15 protein-coding genes and 3 tRNA genes are annotated in these 20368 nt (G+C 69.1%); 8 read left to right on the top strand and 10 right to left on the bottom strand.

All coding sequences use genetic code 11. From position 1 onward, the window contains the following. The 4 genes from BKK79_RS11980 to BKK79_RS11995 all read left to right on the top strand — a co-directional run bounded on the left by BKK79_RS11980 (position 1) and on the right by BKK79_RS11995 (position 1040). Positions 1 to 76: transfer RNA gene (locus BKK79_RS11980), tRNA-Ala, on the top strand. Between the two features lie 341 nt (positions 77 to 417). Then, positions 418 to 660 (top strand): hypothetical protein, encoded by a 243-nt coding sequence (locus BKK79_RS11985; RefSeq protein ID WP_071037778.1) that lies wholly within the window; start codon positions 418 to 420, stop codon positions 658 to 660. Positions 661 to 823: 163 nt separating this feature from the next. Further along, a tRNA-Glu gene (locus tag BKK79_RS11990) sits at positions 824 to 899 on the top strand. A gap of 64 nt (positions 900 to 963) precedes the next feature. Further along, positions 964 to 1040 (top strand) — tRNA-Asp (locus BKK79_RS11995). 590 nt (positions 1041 to 1630) lie between these two features. On the opposite strand, the gene BKK79_RS12000 is transcribed toward BKK79_RS11995, so the two are convergent. The 3 genes from BKK79_RS12000 to BKK79_RS12010 form a co-directional block, all read right to left on the bottom strand. Then, a complete protein-coding gene (locus BKK79_RS12000; RefSeq protein ID WP_071010231.1) occupies positions 1631 to 2254 on the bottom strand; it encodes a DNA-3-methyladenine glycosylase I in 624 nt (207 codons plus the stop codon). Between the two features lie 157 nt (positions 2255 to 2411). Further along, positions 2412 to 3722, bottom strand: coding sequence for an MFS transporter (locus tag BKK79_RS12005; protein WP_071015876.1), 1311 nt, complete (start codon positions 3720 to 3722; stop codon positions 2412 to 2414). 177 nt (positions 3723 to 3899) lie between these two features. Then, positions 3900 to 4202, bottom strand: a complete 303-nt coding sequence (locus BKK79_RS12010; protein WP_071037779.1) for a hypothetical protein — start codon at positions 4200 to 4202, stop codon at positions 3900 to 3902. A 327-nt stretch (positions 4203 to 4529) separates the two neighbouring features. On the opposite strand from BKK79_RS12010, the gene BKK79_RS12015 reads away from it, so the two are divergent. Further along, complete coding sequence (locus BKK79_RS12015) at positions 4530 to 5417, top strand: DODA-type extradiol aromatic ring-opening family dioxygenase (RefSeq protein WP_071010227.1); 888 nt, start codon at positions 4530 to 4532, stop codon at positions 5415 to 5417. 18 nt (positions 5418 to 5435) lie between these two features. On the opposite strand, the gene BKK79_RS12020 is transcribed toward BKK79_RS12015, so the two are convergent. From BKK79_RS12020 to BKK79_RS12035, 4 genes are all read right to left on the bottom strand, one after another. After that, complete coding sequence (locus BKK79_RS12020) at positions 5436 to 6668, bottom strand: MFS transporter (protein ID WP_084084693.1); 1233 nt, start codon at positions 6666 to 6668, stop codon at positions 5436 to 5438. 119 nt (positions 6669 to 6787) lie between these two features. Then, positions 6788 to 8053, bottom strand: a complete 1266-nt coding sequence (locus tag BKK79_RS12025) for an MFS transporter (protein ID WP_071015874.1) — start codon at positions 8051 to 8053, stop codon at positions 6788 to 6790. A 210-nt stretch (positions 8054 to 8263) separates the two neighbouring features. Beyond that, a complete protein-coding gene (locus tag BKK79_RS12030) occupies positions 8264 to 8701 on the bottom strand; it encodes a VOC family protein (protein ID WP_071037780.1) in 438 nt (145 codons plus the stop codon). An 89-nt stretch (positions 8702 to 8790) separates the two neighbouring features. After that, positions 8791 to 9210 (bottom strand): GNAT family acetyltransferase, encoded by a 420-nt coding sequence (locus BKK79_RS12035; RefSeq protein ID WP_071010221.1) that lies wholly within the window; start codon positions 9208 to 9210, stop codon positions 8791 to 8793. Between the two features lie 134 nt (positions 9211 to 9344). Here BKK79_RS12035 and BKK79_RS12040 point away from each other — a divergent pair, with 134 nt between their 5' ends. Further along, positions 9345 to 9974 (top strand): HD domain-containing protein, encoded by a 630-nt coding sequence (locus tag BKK79_RS12040; protein WP_071037781.1) that lies wholly within the window; start codon positions 9345 to 9347, stop codon positions 9972 to 9974. 108 nt (positions 9975 to 10082) lie between these two features. Here the strand turns inward: BKK79_RS12040 and BKK79_RS12045 are convergent, their stop codons facing one another. Continuing rightward, on the bottom strand, positions 10083 to 13676 hold the full coding sequence (locus tag BKK79_RS12045) for an indolepyruvate ferredoxin oxidoreductase family protein (RefSeq protein WP_071037782.1): 3594 nt from the start codon (positions 13674 to 13676) through the stop codon (positions 10083 to 10085). 317 nt (positions 13677 to 13993) lie between these two features. Here BKK79_RS12045 and BKK79_RS12050 point away from each other — a divergent pair, with 317 nt between their 5' ends. Continuing rightward, positions 13994 to 15331 carry an NYN domain-containing protein gene (locus BKK79_RS12050; protein WP_071037783.1) on the top strand — a complete coding sequence of 446 codons (1338 nt, stop codon included), beginning with the start codon at positions 13994 to 13996 and terminating at the stop codon, positions 15329 to 15331. Between the two features lie 254 nt (positions 15332 to 15585). Then, entirely contained in the window at positions 15586 to 16731 is a 1146-nt protein-coding gene (locus BKK79_RS12055; RefSeq protein ID WP_071037632.1) for an IS481 family transposase, read from the top strand. 917 nt (positions 16732 to 17648) lie between these two features. Here the strand turns inward: BKK79_RS12055 and gspF are convergent. Both gspF and gspE read right to left on the bottom strand, forming a co-directional pair. After that, positions 17649 to 18866 carry a type II secretion system inner membrane protein GspF gene (gene gspF, locus BKK79_RS12060; protein WP_071037784.1) on the bottom strand — a complete coding sequence of 406 codons (1218 nt, stop codon included), beginning with the start codon at positions 18864 to 18866 and terminating at the stop codon, positions 17649 to 17651. 16 nt (positions 18867 to 18882) lie between these two features. Continuing rightward, entirely contained in the window at positions 18883 to 20358 is a 1476-nt protein-coding gene (gene gspE / locus BKK79_RS12065; RefSeq protein WP_071010210.1) for a type II secretion system ATPase GspE, read from the bottom strand. Positions 20359 to 20368: the final 10 nt, after the last annotated feature.

Below are 20368 nucleotides of genomic sequence, written 5' to 3' on the forward strand. Positions count from 1 at the left end.
GGGCCGATAGCTCAGCTGGGAGAGCGCTGCGTTCGCAATGCAGAGGTCGGGAGTTCGATCCTCCTTCGGTCCACCAGGATTTCCTTCAACGCCCCGGAACACGCTGTGTTCCGGGGCGTTGTCGTTTCTGCCGGCAGGCCCGGCGGCATTCGGGCGGCATGCGCCCGCTGCGCAGCGCGGATGGCCGCGCGCGCGACCATCCCCACGCACGCTCTCCCACCGCCGCGACGGCGAAGGCCCGGCAAGACCCGTGACCGCCTCATGGCCGATCCTCTCCCGCCTCGATATCGCTCGCCCAACGCTGCGCCCAGGCATTGAGCGGCAGCATCAGCTCCAGCAGTTCGACGCAGCGCGCCGTCAGCACATAGACCGAGCCATCGTGGTCGAGCCGTTGCGCGGCGCGCGGCGGCCCCGGCGATGCCCGCTGGCTGCCCGAGGAAGCCGACCCTGATCCGCTTGTGTGACGCGCTGCATCGCGACTGCGATGTGGACGACGCGCTGTGGGCGCGCCTGCGTACCCGCTACAGCGAGGAGGCCATGCTGGCGTTGCTGATGCTGGCCGGTTCCTATCGCACCGTCAGCTACCTGACCAATGCCCTGCGCTTGCCGCTGGAGGCCGGCGCACGACGCTTTCCGCACAGCATGCCGGCAGGGAATTGAGCGGCGCCCGGCCCGGTTTGCATCCGCTCGTACGGCGCATTTCCATGGTCTCTGCAAAAACCTGAGCATGGGGGCTTCACAATCGCAAAAGGTCGCGTTACAATCGCGCCCCTCGCGACGCAAAACGCAACACAGCGCGAAACGCGTCGATGACCTGGTTCCTGTCCCCTTCGTCTAGAGGCCTAGGACATCACCCTTTCACGGTGAGTACAGGGGTTCGAATCCCCTAGGGGACGCCAAATCCGCGCGGGCCGCCAACAGGCGGTTTGCGCGTGGCGGCGGTGGCGAGAGCCACCGCGCCAGGGAGTGGTAGTTCAGTTGGTTAGAATACCGGCCTGTCACGCCGGGGGTCGCGGGTTCGAGCCCCGTCCACTCCGCCAGCACCAGAAGCCCGCCGATGGCAACATCGGCGGGCTTTTTTCTTTGTCGCGCCTCTTCGTCGCGCAGCACTCGCTGCATTCTGCTGCATCGCGATGCCCCCAACCGCCGTATACCCCGCCCGCCGCACCGCCACCCCGCATCCAGGCAGGCTGTGGATAGATGCCCCGCCAGGCTGGGGATAAGCCGCTGGACAAGTTGTGCCCTGCCTGGGGGCGCCTTGTGGGGCGTATACGGAGAACTCCCCACGTATACCTGCCGCCCTTCCGTATCCGCAAGACTTATCAGCGTTTACCCGCCTTTGCTCCTAGCACTTATCGATCACTCAAGTCATTGAATTGAAACAAAAAAAGTGGCTTATCCACGGCAATGGGTGCCGTTTACCTACTACTACTATTTTTGTATACGTAAACAATATTGAAACCAGACGAGAAATCGTTGCCGTATACGCCGGCGCAGGCAGGATCTGTCTTACTGCGGCCCGCTCGCGCGGGGAGCGCGGCGGCGTATACGTTCAGCGTCCTGGCTTCGTTCTGGCCCGCGCATCGCCGCCGGTTTACGCGATGTACTGCTGCCGGACGTTTACCCCGGTTTACTTCGGCACCTTGAAGGCCTTGCGCGCCCGCCGAACCGCCTCGCCGGCGGCACAGCCCTCCTGGTGATCGTTGACCAGCCCCATCGCTTGCATCAGCGCGTACATGGTGGTGGGCCCGACGAAGCGCCAGCCGCGCCGCTTCAGGTCCTTGGACAGGGCGGTGGCCTCGGGCGAGGTGGTCATGGCACGCAGCACCTCCGGAGTGAGCCGGTCCGGGCGGCTGGCCGGGTCCGGCTCGAAACGCCAGAAATATGCAGCCAGCGAGGATTCGCTTTCCAGCAGCTCGCGCGCACGCTGGGCATTGTTGATGGCCGCCTCGATCTTGCCGCGGTGGCGCACGATGCCGGCGTCGCCCAGCAAGCGCTGGATGTCGCGCTCGCCGAAGCGGGCCATCTTGTCGATGTCGAAATTGGCGAAGGCGCGGCGGAAGGCCTCGCGCTTGCGCAGGATGGTCAGCCAGCTCAGGCCGGCCTGGAAGCCTTCCAGGCACAGCTTCTCGAACAGCCGGCGGTCGTCGTCCACGGGGAAGCCCCATTCGTGGTCGTGGTAGTGGCAGTAGTCCTCTAGGGTTCCGCACCAGCCGCAGCGTTGCGGTGCCGGTGGGGTCTTGTCCTGGTTCATGGTCGCTCGTCTCCTGGCAGGCCTTCCATGGTAGCCGCAGGCAGCGGCGCAGGCATCACCGGCCGCGCCGCGATCATGCCAAGGACCGCGCCAGGAATCGCGGCAACAAAAAAGCCAGCGCATGGCTGGCTTTGGGCAAAGGCCGGGGCGCGGGCGTTCAGGCCAGCGGCTTGCCGGTGCGGTCGTGCATGAAGAGCAGCGCGATGAAGCTGGCGATGGCGGCCGCGATCACGTAGAAGGCGGGGGCCAGCTTGTTGCCGCTGGACTCGATCAGCCACGTCACGATCAGCGGGGCGAAGCCGCCGAAGATGGTGACCGCGAAGTTGTAAGCCAGCGACAGGCCGGTGGAGCGCACCTCGGTCGGGAACTGCTCGGCCAGCACCGCCGGCGCGGGACCGGTGAAGGCTGCCAGCAGCACGCCCAGCACGACCTGTACCTGCAGCAGGGTCTGCGAGGTCGGGCTCAGGTTGAGCCAGTGGAACAGCGGGTAGGCGAGCACGCCGATCGCCAGCGCCACCACGCCCAGCATGCGCTTGCGGCCGATGCGGTCGGACAGGGTACCCATCACCGGGCACAGCACCAGGATGATGGCGCCGCACAGGGCGGTCGAGTTGAAGGTCGCGCCCAGCGGCAGGCCCAGCTGCTGCTTGGCGTAGGACGGCATGTAGAACACCAGCACATAGGTGCAGACCGTCCACAGGATGGTCACGCCCAGCCCGGCCACGACCTCGCGCGGATGGTCGCGCAGCACCTGCGACAGCGGCGAGAACTTGACCTTGGCGGCCTGGCGCTCGGCGCGCTGCTGCTGGAAGGCGGGCGGCTCTTCCAGGTGGGAGCGGATGTACATGCCGACCGGACCGATCAGCAGGCCGAACAGGAAGGGGATACGCCAGCCCCAGGCATCTACCTGTGCCGGCTCCAGGCCATTGATGACCAGCGCGCCCATGGCCGCGCCCAGCATGAAGGAGATGCCCTGGCTGGCCTGCTGCCAGCTGGCGTAGAGGCCGCGCTTGGCATCGGGCGAATTCTCGATCAGGAAGGCGGTCGCGCCGCCGACCTCGCCGCCGGCGGAGAAGCCCTGGATCAGGCGGGCCAGCACGATCAGCGCCGGGGCCCACATGCCGATCTGGTCATAGGTGGGTGCCAGGCCGATGATGGCCGTGCCCAGCGCCATCAGCAGGATGGTCAGGGTCAGCGCAGCCTTGCGGCCGACGCGGTCGGCGTAGACGCCCAGCACGATGGCGCCGACCGGCCGCATGAAGAAGCCCACGCCGAAGGTCGCCACGGTCAGCAGGAAGGAGGTCAGGTCATTGCCGGTGGGAAAGAACAGCTTGGCGATGATGACGGCGAAGAAGCTGTAGACGGTGAAATCGAACCACTCCAGGCCGTTGCCGATGGTGGCCGCCAGGATGGCCTTGCGCCGATGGGCGGGCGAGACTTGTTGGGTTGGGTAGGCAGTGCCTTGCATGATGTTGTTGTGGTGTGCTGCGATGAAGAAAACCAGGGGCCTCGCGGCCACCTGCCTGGAATATTAAGCGATCCGGCGCAGCCGTCACATGGCGGGAGCGGCGCGGACGGCTTCGGCCGGCGGGCAGGTGCGGTGCGGGGTGCGAGGCCAGGGGCGAGGTCGGGAAGCCGGGCCGTCTCAGCCGGCGCGGTGGCGCGACGGCGCCGCGGGCGGCACTTCGCGCCGGCGCCCGTCCTCGGCGGCGGGGCGCCGGCGGCTTGTCCAAAGGCGCAGGCCTGAAAGCAGCCAGCCCGCCACGAACAGCGTGTCGCCCGCATGGTTGAGCAGCGCGGACAGCGTGCTGCCGCCGAGCGCAGCCAGCAGGTCGGCCGGCAGCCGCGCGATGGTCCACAGCGCCACCGCAGGCAGGCTGGCGAACAGTCCCGGCTGCCACCAATGCGCCAGGGGCAACTTGAGCCAGGGTGGGGTCCGCTTCGCCACGTTGTTCTCCTGCCGGCGCGCCGGGCGCCGTATCGGCGGCCGCCGCAGGCGGCCCTGACTGCATCATAGGCCGATTGCGCCAGCCGCGCAGCGGGGCCGGGCCGCGGCCTGGTGCGGCACCGGACGTGATGCGGAGGCGCCACGTCCGCCGCCACCGCACCGTGCGCGCGGCGACGGCGCAGGGGCGCTGGCGGCAGCTTGCGCCAATCGATTCAAAATTATTGAGCGAGGTGTCCGTATCGCTTGACCGTGCGATCTGCTCTTCTTTGCCAAACTTGTATGCAGCCACACAAAGCATTTGAAGAGAAGATTCCAAGGACAGACGCCATGCTTCCCTCGCTTTACCTCTCGCACGGTTCTCCCATGCTGGCGCTCGACCCCGGCCCGACCGGCGCGGCATTCGACGCCCTCGGCGACCAGCTGCGCCGCTCGCCGCCGTGCGCCGTGCTGGTCATCTCGGCGCACTGGATCTACAGCACGCTGGCGGTCAGCACGCGCGAGCGCCAGGAAGCGTGGCACGACTTCGGCGGCTTCCCGCGCGAGCTCTACGCGCTGCGCTACGATGCGCCCGGCGCGCCGGCACTGGCCGCGCGTGTCAAGGAACTGGTGGAAGCGGCGGCGATTCCGGGCGCGGCTTTCGTCGCCGAGGACGAGGACCGTCCGCTCGACCACGGTGCCTGGCTGCCGCTGCGCCACCTGTTTCCCGCTGCCGACGTGCCGGTCGTGCAACTGGCGCTGAATCCCTACCTGCCGCCCGCCACGCAGATCGAGATCGGCCGCGCACTGGCGCCGCTGCGCGACGAGGGCGTGCTGGTGATCGGCTCGGGCAGCTTCACCCACAACCTGCAGGATGTGTTCGGCAGCGGCGGCCACCGCACGCAGCACGGTCCGGCGCCGGAGCCCTATGTCGAGGCCTTCCGCGGCTGGATGCTGGAGGCGCTCGATGAAACGCTGGCCACCGGCGACACCGCGCGGCTGGCCGACTACCGGGCGCAGGCGCCGTACGCGCGCCGTGCCCACCCGACCGACGAGCACCTGCTGCCCTTCTACGTGGCGCTGGGCGCCGCGCTGGGCCCGCGCGATGCGTCCGCGGGCGCATCCGCCCACGTCCAGGCTGCGCGCGTGGCCGACGAGGTCACCTACGGCGTGCTCGCCATGGACAGCTTCGTCTTCGACGGCCTGGGCACGCCGCAACGGCAGCCCGCAGCAGCCTGATTCCCGGCTGCTGGCTACCTAGCGTTCGCCTCGCAGCAGGTAGGGGCGGGCGACGCGCACGCCGGCCAGGGCGATCCAGCCCATGGTCAGCGCGACCACGGCCAGGCCGTGGCGCAGGCTGGCGAGATGCGCCACGCCGCCGATCAGGACCGGCCCGAGCAGCAGGCCGGTGTAGGCGAAGCGCGCCACCCGTGCGATGGCCTCGGCGGGCGCCACGCCCGGCAGCTGCGAGGCGGCCATGAAGAAGATCGGCACCATGTTCGCGGTGCCCAGTCCCATCAGCGTGAAGCCGAGCAGGGCGCACGCCGGTGACGGCAGCAGCAGGGCCAGCCCGATGCCGCCGAAGGCCAGCCAGGCGCTGGCGCGCAGCGTGGCCGGGTCCGACCAGCGCGCCCGCAGCCAGTCGCCACCGAAGCGTCCGCAGGCCATGCCGGCCGAGAAGGCGGCGTAGCCGAAGCCGGACCAGTCGGCCGGCGCCGCCGCGACCTCGCGCATGTAGACGCTGGTCCAGTCATACATGGCGCCCTCGCCGATCAGGCCCAGGAAGGCCATCAGACCCAGCAGCCACAACACACGGCCGGTGTGGTGGTGACCGGCCTGCGCCGGCGCCACCGGATGGTCGTCCAGCAGCCGCGGCGCGGCGCACAGCGAGGTGGCCGCGGTCATCAGCGCGATCAGGGCGGCGTGCGCAAGCGGCGGCACGCCCAGCGACAGCATCAGCCCGCCGAAGGACGCCCCCGCCATGCCGCCCAGGCTGAACATGCCGTGCAGGCGCGACATGATGGGACGGCTGCGGCTGGCTTCCACCGTGGCCGCCTGCGCGTTCATGGCGACGTCGAATGCGGCATTGGCCATGCCGAAGGCCAGCAGTGCCGGCACCAGCAGCAGGAAATCCGGCATGGCCAGCAGCAGGGCGGTGGCGAGGGCATAGGCCGCACCGCTGGCCAGCGAGGCGCGCGCGCTGCCCACGCGCGCCACCCAGCGGCCGACCGGCCCCATTGCCGCGATCGCGCCGCCGGCCACCGCCAGCATGGCCAGCGACAGCGCGGCATCGGACAGGCCGAAGCGGGCCTTGATGGTAGGGATATGGACGCCCCAGGTGGCGAAGGTGGCGCCGTTGACGAAGAACAGCGCCATGGTGGCGTAGGCGGCGTGTTCCACCCGCCGGGTGGCGGCCATGGCAGGCATGGCGGCGGGCACCGGGCCCGCGGGAAGTTCCGGCAAGGGCCGGCTGTGATGTGGATCGGACATGCGGATGGCGGCGGCGCATGCGTGGCGCGCCGGACCGTTCCGGCGCGCCGCCTGCGCGAGACCCGCATGGTCGCACAGCCGCGTGACGCGCGTGCGCCGCGCCCGCGGCCGCTGGCGGCTCAGGCCGGTGCCGCACCGGTGCGCAGCAGGCCGCGCTGCTGCAGCGCGAAGGCGAAGGCGGCCAGCGCCGCCAGCGCCAATGCCACCATCAGCCACAGCATCAGCCAGTAGCCACCGGCGGCGCGCCACAGCAGGGCGCCGAACCAGGGCGCTGCGGCCTGCATCAGCAGCACCGGTGTCATCATCAGGCCGTTGAGCGTGGCGTAGTGATGGCGCGAGATCAGTTCCGGCATGGCCATCGCGCGCAGCATGGTGTTGACGCCGTTGGCGCAGCCGTAGATGACGGCGGCCAGCATCAGCCAGCCGCCCGCGCCCAGGGCGAAGCCCAGCAGGCCGAGCGCCATCACCGCGTAGACAGGCATCGACAGGCGCACCGGATGACTGACCGGCAGGCGCATCATCACGGTGCGGCCCACCACCTGGGCCGGTCCGATCAGCGCGGCCACCATCAGCTGCTGCGACAACGGCATGCCCTTCTCGGTCAGCATCGGGATCAGGTGGGCCCCCAGCAGGGAGGCGATCACGGCGGTCGCCGTGAAGGCCGCCACTACGGCCCAGAATACCGGCTGGCGCAGCGTGGCGCGGGCGATGCCGGCACCCGCTGCGCCTTCCGGCAACGGCGAGGCGGGGGCGGCATAGCTCGGGTGGATGGCATAGCGCAGGCGCGCGTGCAGCGGGGCGCAGACCAGCAGGTTGAGGGCGGCGAAGACCAGCAGGGTCGGCTGCCAGCCGAGATGCAGCACCAGCCATTGCGCCAGCGGCACGAAGATCGTGCTGGAGAAGCCGGCGATCAGCGTGAGGCTGAGGATGGGTTTCTGGTAGCCGTCGCCGAAGGCCTGGCGCAGCACCAGGAAGGCCGGCTCATACAGCGTGCTCGACATCGCCAGGCCGAGCGGCAGCCAGGTCAGCAGGAAGGCGGCCGGCGACGGCGACCAGGCCCACAGCAGCATGCCGGCGCCGGCCAGCAGCGAGCCCGCGCACATCACGCGGCGTGCCGGCACGCGGTCCAGCAGGCGCCCCACGGCGAAGGAGCACAGGGCCCAGACCAGCAGGCCCAGCGAGAAGCCGCCGGCGAGGAAGGGCTTGGAATAGCCCAGGGCCTGGCTCATCGGCCCGATGAAGACGGTGAAACTGAAGTACAGCGTGCCCCAGGAAATCACCTCGGTGATGCCGAGGGCCCAGACCAGCTTGCGCAGGGCGCTGCCACTATGGTCGGCTGGTGCGGCATGCCGGCCGGAAGGTGTGTGGTGTTCTTGTTGTGTCATGGTGCGCGCGGGCACGCGGACGCTGGCCGGTGGCCGGCGGCGCGGGCTTCCTCGCTGGAGTGCGGGTGTCGGGAAGCGGGCGCGCGCGGGGATGGCTCGGGGGACCCGCTGCGGCGGCCTGCCAGCGTCGATTGTAGCGGCGGTGCGCGTTGGCTGGCGGCGATTGTGGCGTGCACGGCACGGGGTGCCGCCGCCTTCCGGTGGCGCGTGTCAGGCGCCCATGCCGTCCGGCTTCGCCCCGGGCGGCTGCGCCGGACCCTTGAGTTCCACCACATTGCCGTCGGGATCGCGCACGTAGAGGGAGAATCCGAGGCCTTCCGCGCCGTAGCGCATCTCGGGGGGGGCCGGCTCGATACCGAGCCCGCGCAGCCACGCCGACAGGCTGGCACTGTCGAACGGGTCGATGCGCAGGCAGAAGTGATCCAGGTTGCGGCCCTGCGCGCCGGGTCCGGCGCCGCCGGCGCGCCCGAGGGGGCCGTCCAGCGCGACCAGGTCGATCAGGGCGCAGCCGGCGCGCAGCTGGGTCAGGCCGAGCGCGGCCTGCTCGCGCTCGACGGTGCAGCCGAGCACGCCGACGTAGAAACGCAGCATCGCCGGCACGTCGGCGCTGCGCAGAACCAGGTGGTCGATGCCGAGGATGCGGAACATGGCGGTCTCGCGGTGGCCCCTGTCATCCTACCAGCCTACGAGGCGCGGCAGCCGGCGTCGAGCGTCCCGGCAGGCCCCCCGGGGGCGCCTCAGAGGTCCGGGATCAGCCGCTTGCCGAGGCTGACCGCCTCGTCCTGCGCATAGCCCAGGCTGTCGTAGAAGCCGAGCACCGCGTCGTTGCCCTTGCGTACCAGCAGGTTGATCTTGGGGCAGCCGCGCTCGACCAGCAATTGCTCGGCGCGCGCCATCAGTGCGCGGCCCCAGCCCAGGCGCTGCTGGGCCGGGTCGACCGCCAGGTAGTAGACCCAGCCGCGGTGTCCGTCGAAACCCACCATGGCCGAGGCCACCGGGCGGCCGCCGTCCTCGCCGACCAGGAACAGCTCGGGCTGCTCGGTCAGCTTGCGCGCGATGTCCTTCTTCGGGTCGTTCCAGGGGCGGGTCAGGCCGCAGGCCTGCCACAGGGCGATGATGTCGGCCTCGTCGGCGGGCCGGTAGGAGCGGATCAGCATGGTGCGGTGCAGCGAGTCGGGGCTCGCCAAAGTCGGGATATTGACAGTGTCGCGGTGCGCTTGGTGACACAATGCCCGAAGCCCGACAGGCTGACAACAAGGCGGCCAGGCCGTCACAAGAAACAGGAGACCCCATGAGCACCAACGAAGCCGGCCACGGCGGCGCCGCCGCGCGCGCCACCTTCCACCACATGGAGCAGGGCACCCGCGAGGACTGGGCCGCCATCTCCGCCGAGTTCATGCCCTACGCCCAGGCCCTGCCCGAACGCGTGCTGGCCCACCTGCGCCTGCTCGACGGCGACTTCGGCGGCTTCCCCGTCGATCGCCTGACGCACTCGCTGCAGACGGCCACGCTGGCCCACCGCGACGGGCGCGACGAGGAGTACGTGGTCTGCGCGCTGCTGCACGATATCGGCGACACGCTGGGCAGCTACAACCACCCTGACATCGCGGCGGCCATCCTCAAGCCCTTCGTCAGCCCGGAGAACCTGTGGATGGTGGAGAAGCACGGCGTGTTCCAGGGCTACTACTTCTTCCATCACCTCGGCCTGGACCGCAACCTGCGCGAGCAGTTCCGCGACCAGCCCGAACTGTTCGCGCGCACCGCCGAGTTCTGCCAGAAGTACGACGCGGCCGCCTTCATGACCGACTACGACACGCTGCCGCTGTCCTTCTTCGAGCCGATGGTGCGGCGCGTGCTCGCGCGTCCGCGCAATTCGATGTACGTGAAGCCGGGCGAGGACAAGCTGGCCAGCGCGGCCTGACCCGGGCCGGTGCGGCGGCACCACCGCACGCCGGAATAAGAAAAGGGGCGCGAATCGCGCCCCTTGGTCATGCCGTCATGCGGCCGCCGGTCCGGTCCCGGCTCCGGCTCATGCTGCCTGCTGCGCGGCCTGCGGGTCGCGGAACTGCGCCAGCAGCGCCTGCCAGCGCCCACGCACCGCCTGCAGGTTGTTCTCCTTGACGTGGCCGAAGCCGCGGATGTCGTCCGGCAGCGCGGCCAGCGTCACCGCGGTGGCGTGGTTGGCCGCGCTGAGGCCGCCGCGCAGTTCGTCGAGCAGTGCGCGGTACTCGCCGATCAGCGCGCGCTCGGTACGGCGTTCCTCGGTCTTGCCGAAGATGTCGAGCGCACCGCCGCGCAGGCCCTTGAAGCGGGCCAGCAGCCTGAACAGCGCCATCGTCGACGGCCCGAAGCGCCGCTTGACCAGGTGCCCCTTGTCGTCGCGCTTGGCCAGCAGCGGCGGCGCCAGCCAGAAGCTGAGCTGGTAGTCGCGGCCGGGCTCGCCCTCGAACTGGGCGCGCAGCTTGTCGAGGAAGGCCGGGTCGGTGTAGAGCCGCGCCACTTCGTACTCATCCTTGTAGGCCATCAGCTTGGCCAGTCCGCGCGCGGCCGCCTCGGTCAGCGGCAGCGGCTTGCCGGCGCCGACCAGTGCGCTTTCGGCCGTGCGCACCTGGGCGATGGCATCGCGGTAGGCCTGCGCATAGGCTGCGTCCTGGTAGGCGGTCAGGTGCTCGGCACGGCCGGCGATCAGCTTGTCGAGCAGGGCGCCGGACGAGGTCGGCAGCTTGACCACCTCGGCGCCTTCGGCCGTGTTGCGCAGCTTGCCGGCCAGTGCCAGCACGCGCTCGGGATCGTGCGCCATGTGGCGGCCCCAGTCGAAGGCGGCGCGGTTCTTCTCCACCGCCACGCCGTTGAGCTCGATGGCGCGCAGCATGGCGTCGAGCGACAGGGGCAGCCAGCCCTTCTGCCAGGCGAAGCCGAGTACCAGCGGGTTGGTGTAGATGGTATCGCCCAGCAGGGTGACGGCCAGGCCGGAGGCATTGATGAACTCGCAGGCCTCGCCCACCGCGTTGCGCAGGTCCTGCTCGGCCGACAGGCCGGGGAACTGCCACTTCGGATTCTTGATGAAGTCGGCGGTCGGGGTTTGCGCGGTGTTGATCACGGCGCGCGTGCGTCCCGACTGGGTCTTGGCCAGGACCTCGTCGCTGGCCGAGACGATGGCGTCGCAGCCGATCACCAGGTCTGCCTCGCCCATGGCGATGCGGGTGGCGTGCAGGTCATCGGGACGCGCGGCGATCTGCACGTGCGACAGCACCGCGCCGCCCTTCTGCGCCAGGCCGGCCATGTCGAGCACGGTCACGCCCTTGTTCTCCAGGTGGGCCGCCATGCCCAGCAGGCCGCCGATGGTGACCACGCCGGTACCGCCCACGCCGGTCACCAGCACGCCATAGGGATGGGCCAGGCCGGGCAGCGCCGGCGCGGGCAGTGCCGGCAGGCCTTCCATCGACACGCCGTGCTGCTCGGGCTTGCGCACCTGCGCGCCCTCGGCGGTGACGAAGCTCGGGCAGAAACCGTTGACGCAGGAGAAGTCCTTGTTGCACGAAGACTGGTTGATGCGGCGCTTGGTGCCCAGGTCCGTCTCCAGCGGCTCCACCGACAGGCAGTTGGACTTGACCGAGCAATCGCCGCAGCCTTCGCACACCGCGTCGTTGATGAAGGCGCGCCGGGCCGGGTCGGCCATGGTGCCGCGCTTGCGGCGGCGGCGCTTCTCGGTGGCGCAGGTCTGGTCGTAGATCAGGATGGTGGCGCCCGGCACCTCGCGCAGCTCGCGCTGCACGCGGTCGAGCTCGTCGCGGTGATGCACGGTCACGCCGGCCGGCAGCTTGATGGCGCCGTGGTACTTCTCCGGCTGGTCAGTGACGATCTCGATGCGCTTGGCGCCCTCCGCCGCCACCTGGAAGGCGATGTCCTGCACCGACAGCTGGCCGTCCACCGGCTGGCCGCCGGTCATGGCCACCGCATCGTTGTAGAGGATCTTGTAGGTGATGTTGACGTTGGCGGCGATGGAGGCGCGGATCGCCAGCAGGCCGGAGTGGAAGTAGGTGCCGTCGCCCAGGTTGGCGAACACGTGCTTGTCGCCGGCGAACGGCGCCTGGCCGATCCACGCCACCCCTTCACCGCCCATCTGGCTGAAGGTGCTGGTGTTGCGGTCCATCCACACCGTCATGTAATGGCAGCCGATGCCGGCCAGCGCGCGCGAGCCCTCGGGCACGTTGGTCGAGGTGTTGTGCGGGCAGCCCGAGCAGAACCAGGGCTTGCGCTCCACCGCCACGCGCGGCGTGGCCAGCGCCTTCTCCTTGGCCTGGATGATGGCCAGGCGCGCCTCGATGCGCGCGCGCACGTCGGACGGCAGCTCGAACTTCTCCAGCCGCGTGGCGATCGCCTTGGCGATGATGGCCGGCGACAGCTCGTAGTGTGCCGGCAGCAGCCAGTTGCTCTGCGGGATCGACCACTCGCCGCCGGCGTTGTCCTTCTCGTCGAACTTGCCGTAGACCTTGGGCCGCACGTCGTCGCGCCAGTTGTACAGCTCTTCCTTGAGCGCGTACTCCATGATCTGGCGCTTTTCCTCCACCACCAGGATCTCCTGCAGGCCTTCGGCGAAGGCCCGCGCACCCTGTGCTTCCAGCGGCCACACGCAGCCGACCTTGTACAGGCGGATGCCGATGCGGGCGCAGGTCTCGTTGTCGAGGCCGAGGTCGGACAGCGCCTGGCGGGTATCGAGGTAGGCCTTGCCGCCGGTCATGATGCCGAAGCGCGCGTGCGGCGAATCGATCTCGATACGGTCGATCTTGTTGGCGCGCACATAGGCCAGGCCGGCGTACCACTTGTAGTCGAGCAGGCGCGCTTCCTGCACCAGTGGCGGATCTGGCCAGCGGATGTTGAGGCCGCCCGGCGGCAGCTGGAAGTCGTCCGGCAGGACGATGCGCACGCGGTGCGGGTCCAGTTCCACCGAAGCCGACGACTCGACCACGTCGGTCACGCACTTCATTGCCACCCACAGGCCGGAGTAGCGGCTCATGGCCCAGCCGTGCAGGCCGTAATCCAGGTATTCCTGCACGTTGGACGGATAGAGCACCGGCAGGCCGCAGGCCTTGAAGATATGCTCGGACTGGTGCGCCAGCGTCGACGACTTGGCGGCGTGGTCGTCGCCCGCCAGCACCAGCACGCCGCCGTGCTTCGACGAGCCGGCCGAGTTGGCGTGCTTGAAGACGTCGCCGGTGCGGTCCACGCCGGGCCCCTTGCCATACCACATGCCGAACACGCCATCGAACTGCGCGTCCGGATACATGTTGACCTGCTGCGAGCCCCACACCGAGGTGGCGGCCAGGTCTTCGTTCAGGCCGGCCTGGAAGACGATGTTGTGCGCGGCCAGGTGCTTCTTGGCCTTCCATAGCGACTGGTCCAGCGCGCCCAGCGGCGAGCCGCGGTAGCCCGAGATGAAGCCGGCCGTATTGAGGCCGGCGGCGCGGTCGCGCTCCTGCTGCAGCATCGGCAGCCGTACCAGCGCCTGCGTGCCGCTGATATAGATGCGGCCACGCTCGAGCGTGTACTTGTCGTCCAGGGAAACTCTGGCGAGCGCCTCGCGGATGGCGTCGCTCACAGGCGGGGTCAGGGGGGCATTCATGCGTGCTCCTCTCTCTTGGCGTGTTGCCGGGATCACCGGCGCTTCGGTTGTGGGCAGCCGCTGGCGCCTCTTGTGAAGGCGGGGCACGGCTGTGTCTCTGCGCGGCATGGTAGCACCGCCCCCGGCCGCGGCATATCCTGCGGCGCAGCAAAATGCGCCCCCGGGGGGACCGTGATTTCCCGTATGGACGCGGCTTCGCGTGTACACTGCGTTGCGTTCAAAGCAGGCGCCCGGAAGGGGCGCAAGCCGGGCCGGCGCCACATCGCGCCAGGTGCAACCCGCCCCGATCCGGGGCACCCGGCACACCAGGAAACGACATGACCAATTCCCCCCGCCAGGGCAGCGCGACCCTGGCCGTGCTGATCGACGCCGACAATGCGGCGCCCGCCATCGTCGAAGGCCTGCTGGCCGAGGTGGCCAAGTACGGCGTGGCCGCCGTCAAGCGCATCTACGGCGACTGGACCAAGCCTAACCTCGCCGGCTGGAAGGAGCGCCTGCTGTCGCACTCGATCCAGCCGATCCAGCAGTTCCGCTACACGGTCGGCAAGAACGCCACCGACAGCGCGATGATCATCGACGCGATGGACCTGCTGTACACCGGCCGCTTCGATGGCTTCTGCATCGTCTCCAGCGACAGCGACTTCACCCGCCTGGCCTCGCGCATCCGTGAACAGGGCCTGATCGTCTACGGCTTCGGCGAGCGCAAGACGCCCAAGCCCTTCGTCACCGCCTGCGACAAGTTCATCTACTCCGACGTGTTGCGTGCCGATGCCGAGACCGACGAAGCCGCGGCACCCGCCAAGCGCCGCAGCGGCGGCGAACTGCGCCAGGACTCGCGCCTGGTGCGCCTGCTGCAGAGCGCCTCGCAGGCCGTGTCGGACGAAGACGGCTGGGCCACGCTGGGCGGCATCGGCAGCCACATCGCCAAGCAGGCGCCGGAATTCGACTCGCGCAACTATGGCTACGGCAAGCTCTCCGAACTGGTCGTCGCCACCGGCCTGTTCGAGGTGGAGACGCGCAACGGCGGCAACAACAAGACCATCTGGGTGCGCCTGAAGAAGCGCTCGCGCAACGCACCCGAAAGCGAAGGCAAGGCACAGGCACCGGCCCAGCCGGCGGCTCCGCAGCATGGCGGCCACGCGCGCGGCGAAGGGCGCGGGCCCGACCGCCATGGGGCGCAACAACGACAGGCTCCGTCTCCCGCTCCCGCTCCCGAGGCAGCGGCCATTGCGGTAGTCCCGGCGCTGCAGGAACCCGAGGAAGCTCCGTTGCCGGCGGTCGTACCCGAGGCTGCGCCCATCGTGCCGGCCGAGGCCGCGGCAGAGCCCGAGGCAGGGATCGCGGCACCGGCGGACGCGGGCGAGCCCCCGGCCGAAGCCGTTCCCGCCAAGGCCAAGGCGGCGGGGCGTCCGAAGCGTGCGCCCAAGCGCCCCGATGTGGTGCTGAGCGAGACGCCGTGGCCGATCGACGCCACCGTGTTCGCCGCGCCCGGGGCGACCGTGCTGACGGCTGGCGTGCCTGGCGAAGAGTTGATTGTGGCGGCGCCTGTCGTAGAGGCTGCGGCTGAGACGGAGGTAGTGGGCGAGGCTGCGCCGGTGAAGAAGAAGCGGGCGGCTGCGCCGCGCAAGCGGGCGGTGAAGAAGGTTGCGGAGTAGATCGGCAGTTGATTGGATGCCCGGATTCGGGGGCTGTCTGTCTGCGGGGCAACGGCTTGTTTTGGCTCTCGTGACTTGACGCTTGTCGTGTGGGTTCGGGCGGTGTTGGTCTGCGAGACAACGACCTGTTTCGACTCCCCCTGCGGGGGAGCCGACCTACTTTCTTGGTCTCGCTGTATAGACCGGGGACATGGTGGACAGGTGTGCGAGGACATGGTTGACACTTCACGGCAGAGTTTCTGCCGGAGTCCGTCATGCCCTGGAGCCCACGCGACACCATGAGCCTGCGCCACGAATTCGTCCTGCTCGCCCAGCAAGAGGGCTGCAATCGCCGCCAGCTATGCCAACGCTACGGCATCTCCCCGCAGACCGGCTATAAGTGGATTGCTCGGTACACCGAACAGGAGATGGCTGGCTTGGTCGAGCGGTCGCGCCGGCCCGCGACCAGTCCGACCCGAACGGCGGAGGAACTGGAGCGACTGGTCGTCGACCTGCGCCTGCAGCACCCGGCTTGGGGCGGGCGCAAGATCAGCCGACGGCTTCAGGATCTGGGCCACACACCGGTGCCGGCTCCGAGCACCGTGACGTCCATCCTGCATCGACATGGCCTGATCTCACCCGAAGCCTCGGTCAAGGCCCAGCCCTGGCAACGCTTTGAACATGCGGCGCCCAATCAGCTGTGGCAAATGGATTTCAAGGGCGGCTTTCGCACGCACGATGGCCAGATGTGCTCGCCATTGACGGTACTGGACGATCATTCCCGCTTCGCCGTCACGCTGGCCGCCTGTACGCAGACCCACACCGCTGTGGTCCAGGAGCACCTGGCCCAGGCCTTTCGCCACTTCGGACTGCCTTGGCGCATCAACGCCGACAATGGGGCGCCGTGGGGCAGTCCCTCACAACCGGGGCAGCTCACCGGCCTGGGGGTCTGGCTCATCCGGCTAGGCGTGCGCCTGACCCATAGCCGTCCGGCCCATCCTCAAACCAATGGCAAGGACGAACGCTTTCACCGCACCCTCAAAGCCGAAGTGATCAATGCCCGTGGCTTTGCCTCCAGCCTGCAAGCCCAGCATGCGTTTGATGCCTGGCGCGATATCTACAACTTGCAGCGCCCACATGAGGCACTCGGCCTGGCGACGCCGGTGACACGCTATCAGCCCAGTCCTCGCTCCTATCCGGAGGTGCTACCGGAGATCGAATACGGCCCTGACGATCTGGTAGTGAAGATCAAATGGGACGGACAACTGCGCTTTCGCGGGCAAACCTTCAAAGTGTCCAATGCCCTACGAGATTTCCCGGTCGCCTTGCGCCCACAACCCAACCACGATGGACGATTCGATCTGTATTTCGTCGATCACTGCTTCGGCTACATCGATTTGAACGACCACCAGGCGGCCTAATATGTGTCAACCATGTCCTCGCACAGGTGTCACCTATGTCCCCGGTCTATACATCTCGCCCAAGAAAGTAGGCAAAGAAGGCGACCCGGGTGCGGCGACCCCCCCTCGCGAATTAGCCCCGGCCGCCGCGCCCGTCCGAACTCGCGGCCTGCGGCCGCTCAGACAGCGGACGGGCTTCATCGGCGGCCGGGGCTAATTCGCGAGGCGCCGCACACGGGAGGGAAAGGCCAAACCGTTGGTATGCGAGTGGGCTTGCTCTTGCATGCTGGCTTGGCTGGCTGAGCCTTCGTGTTCGGCCAGCTCGCTGGCCGAACATCTATCTCCGAAGCGCTGGACAGAGTGCAAAAGCGCAAGCCAAGCCATCGGTCTGCCAACGAGTTCGATATAGCGTGAAGGCTTGGTCTGCTGAGCTTTCGTGTTCGGCCAGCGAGCTGGCCGAACACCCGTCACCCGAAGCGAAGCGAGGCGTGGCATCTGTTCCCTGCCGTGTGCGGCGCCTCGCGTGCTGGGGCAAAGAGCGGAAAAGAGGGCCCCCTGTCTGAGGATCGCCTTAAGGCGATCCGAGTTGGGGCCCGGCCGCTCTTTGCCCCAGCACGCGAGGGGGTGTTGAGCCGCACCCGGCGCGCCTTCTTTGCCCACTTTCTTGGGCAAGACCAAGAAAGTAGGTCGGCTCCCCCGCAGGGGGAGTCGAAACAAGCCGTTGCCTCGCAAACCAACACCGTCGGCCCAAACGCCCAAACGCCCAAACGCCCAAACGCCCAAACGCCCAAACGCCCAAACGCCCAAACGCCCAAACGCCCAAACGCCCAAACGCCCAAACGCCCAAACGCCCAAACGCCCAAACGCCCAAACGCCCAAACGCCCAAACGCCCAAACGCCCAAACGCCCAAACGCCCAAACGCTAAAGAACCAACCCCTCACCTCACCAACTGATTGATCTCAATAATCGGCATCAACACCGCCAGCACGATCAACAGCACCACCACCCCCATGGTCAGGATCAGCAGCGGCTCCAGCAAGCTGGTGAGGAACATCGTGCGCCGCTCCAGTTCCTGCGCCTCGCCCTGCGCCGCGCGTTCCAGCATGGTCGGCAGGTTGCCGGTGGCTTCGCCGGAGCGGATCAGGTGCACCAGCACCGGCGGGAACTGGTTCTGCGCCGCCAGCGCACGCGCCAGCGAGGCGCCTTCGCGCACGCGCGTGGTGGCGTCGTCGACGTTGGCCTTGAGCGCCTCGTTGGTGAGGGTTTCGCCGGCGGCCTGCAGGCTGCGCAGGATCGGCACCCCGGCCGAGACCAGGATGGCCAGGGTGCTGGCGAAGCGCGCGGAGTCGTAGCCGCGGATCAGCTTGCCGGCCAGCGGCGCGGTCAGCAGCCAGCGGTGCCAGGACAGGCGCACGCCGGGCTGGCGCAACAGCGCGCGGATGCCCAACGTCACCGCGGCGATCGCGGCGAGCGCGGCCCACCACCAATTGCGCACGAAATCCGACAGCGCCAGCATGATGATGGTCAGCGTCGGCAGCTTCTGCTTGGTGTTGGCGAACACGCTCACCACCTGCGGCACCACGTAGGAGAGCAGGAAGATGACGATGGCGAAGGCCACCACGGTGACGATGGCGGGGTAGGTGAAGGCCAGGCGGATCTTGCCGGTCAGCGCGTTGCGCGCTTCCACGTAGTCGGCCAGCCGCTCCAGCACCAGGCCGAGGTGGCCGGAGTGCTCGCCGGCCGAGACCAGGGCGCGGTAGATGTCGGGAAAGTCGCGCGGGTGCTGCGACAGCGCCGCCGACAGCGAATTGCCGCCCATCACGTCGGCGCGGATGCCGGCCAGCAGTTCGTGCACGTAGGCGCGCTCTGCCTGGTCGGCCAGCGCGCCCAGCGCTTCGTCCAGCGGCAGGCCGGCCACGATCAGGCTGGCGAGCTGGCGCGTGAACAGCGCCTGTTCCTGCTTGGTCAGGCGCCGCACCAGGCCGGCGGCCTTGCCGCGTCCGCTGTCGCTGCCGGCGCCGAGGACGTCGACCGAGAGCGGGGTCAGGCCGCGCGCGCGCAGCTGCGCGCGCGCCTGCTTGGGACTGTCGGCGTCGACCACGCCGCGGTCGGTCTTGCCGGCCGCGTCGACGGCTTCATAGCGGAAGGCTGGCATGTGGCGGGCCTCCCGTTCAGTCGCGCGTCACGCGCAGCACTTCCTCGAGCGAGGTGGCACCGCTGTCGATCCAGCGCTGCGCGTCGCCGCGCATGGTGTGCATGCCGCGAGCCAGCGCCGCCTGCTTGATCTCCGCCTCGGGCGTCTGGCGGTGGATCATGGTGCGGATCTGGTCGTCCACGCTCAGCAGCTCATAGACGCCCATGCGGCCCTGATAGCCGGAATGGCCGCACTTGTCGCAGCCTGCCGCGTGCCACACGCGCTGCAGCGGCCGTCCCTGCGGCTGCAGGGCCCCGCCCTCGTCCGGCGCGGCCTCGATGACCTCCTCGCGCTTGCAGTGCGGGCACAGGCGGCGTACCAGGCGCTGCGCCAGCACGCCAAGCAATGACGACGACAGCAGGAAGGGCTCGATGCCCATGTCGACCAGGCGGGTCACTGCCGAGGCCGAGTCGTTGGTGTGCAGCGTCGCCAGCACCAGGTGGCCGGTGAGGGAGGCCTGCACGGCGATCTGCGCGGTCTCCAGGTCGCGGATCTCGCCGATCATCACCACGTCCGGGTCCTGGCGCAGGATGGCGCGCAGGGCCTTGGCGAAGGTCATGTCGATGCGGGCGTTGACCTGGGTCTGGCCGATGCCGTCGAGGTCGTACTCGATCGGATCTTCCACCGTCATGATGTTGGTGCTCTGCGCGTCCAGCCGCGAGAGCGCCGCGTACAGCGTGGTGGTCTTGCCCGAGCCGGTCGGGCCGGTCACCAGCACGATGCCGTGCGGCTGGCGGATCAGGCCGTCGAAACCGGCCAGCGTGCCCGGCGCCATGCCGAGCTTGGCCAGGTCGAGGCGCCCGGCTTCCTTGTCGAGCAGGCGCAGCACCGCGCGCTCGCCGTGGCCGGTGGGCAGCGTGGAGACGCGCACGTCGACCGGGCGGCCGCCCACGCGCAGGGTGATGCGGCCGTCCTGCGGCAGGCGCTTCTCGGCGATGTCGAGCTGGGCCATGATCTTGATGCGCGAGATCAGCGCGCCGTGCAGCGCCTTCTTCGGGCGCACCACGTCGCGCAGCGTGCCGTCCACGCGGAAGCGCACCACCGAGGCCGACTCGAAGGGCTCGATGTGGATGTCCGAGGCGCCTTCGCGCGCGGCCTGCGTCAGCAGCGCGTTGATCATGCGGATGATGGGGGCGTCGTCCTCGGATTCGAGCAGGTCTTCCACCGCGGGAATGTCCTGCATCAGCCGCGACAGGTCGACCTCGCCCTCGACCTCGCCGACCACCTGGGCGGCGCTGCCGTCCTGGCGGTTGTAGGCATCGGACATGGCGCGTTCCAGCGCGTCGGGCTCGAGTACCCGCAGCTGCAGCGGGCCGTGCACGCGCGCCACTTCGGCCAGCGCGGCCGGTGCGGTGGCGCGGCTGACCCAGACCTCGAGCCCGTCGGCGCGCTGGTGCGCGACCAGCAGCCGGCCCTCGCGCGCGAAGGCGTAGGGCAGCAGCCGGGCCGCCATCGGCGAGGGC

It is taken from the genome of Cupriavidus sp. USMAA2-4 (genome assembly GCF_001854305.1).
GTDB lineage: Bacteria > Pseudomonadota > Gammaproteobacteria > Burkholderiales > Burkholderiaceae > Cupriavidus > Cupriavidus malaysiensis.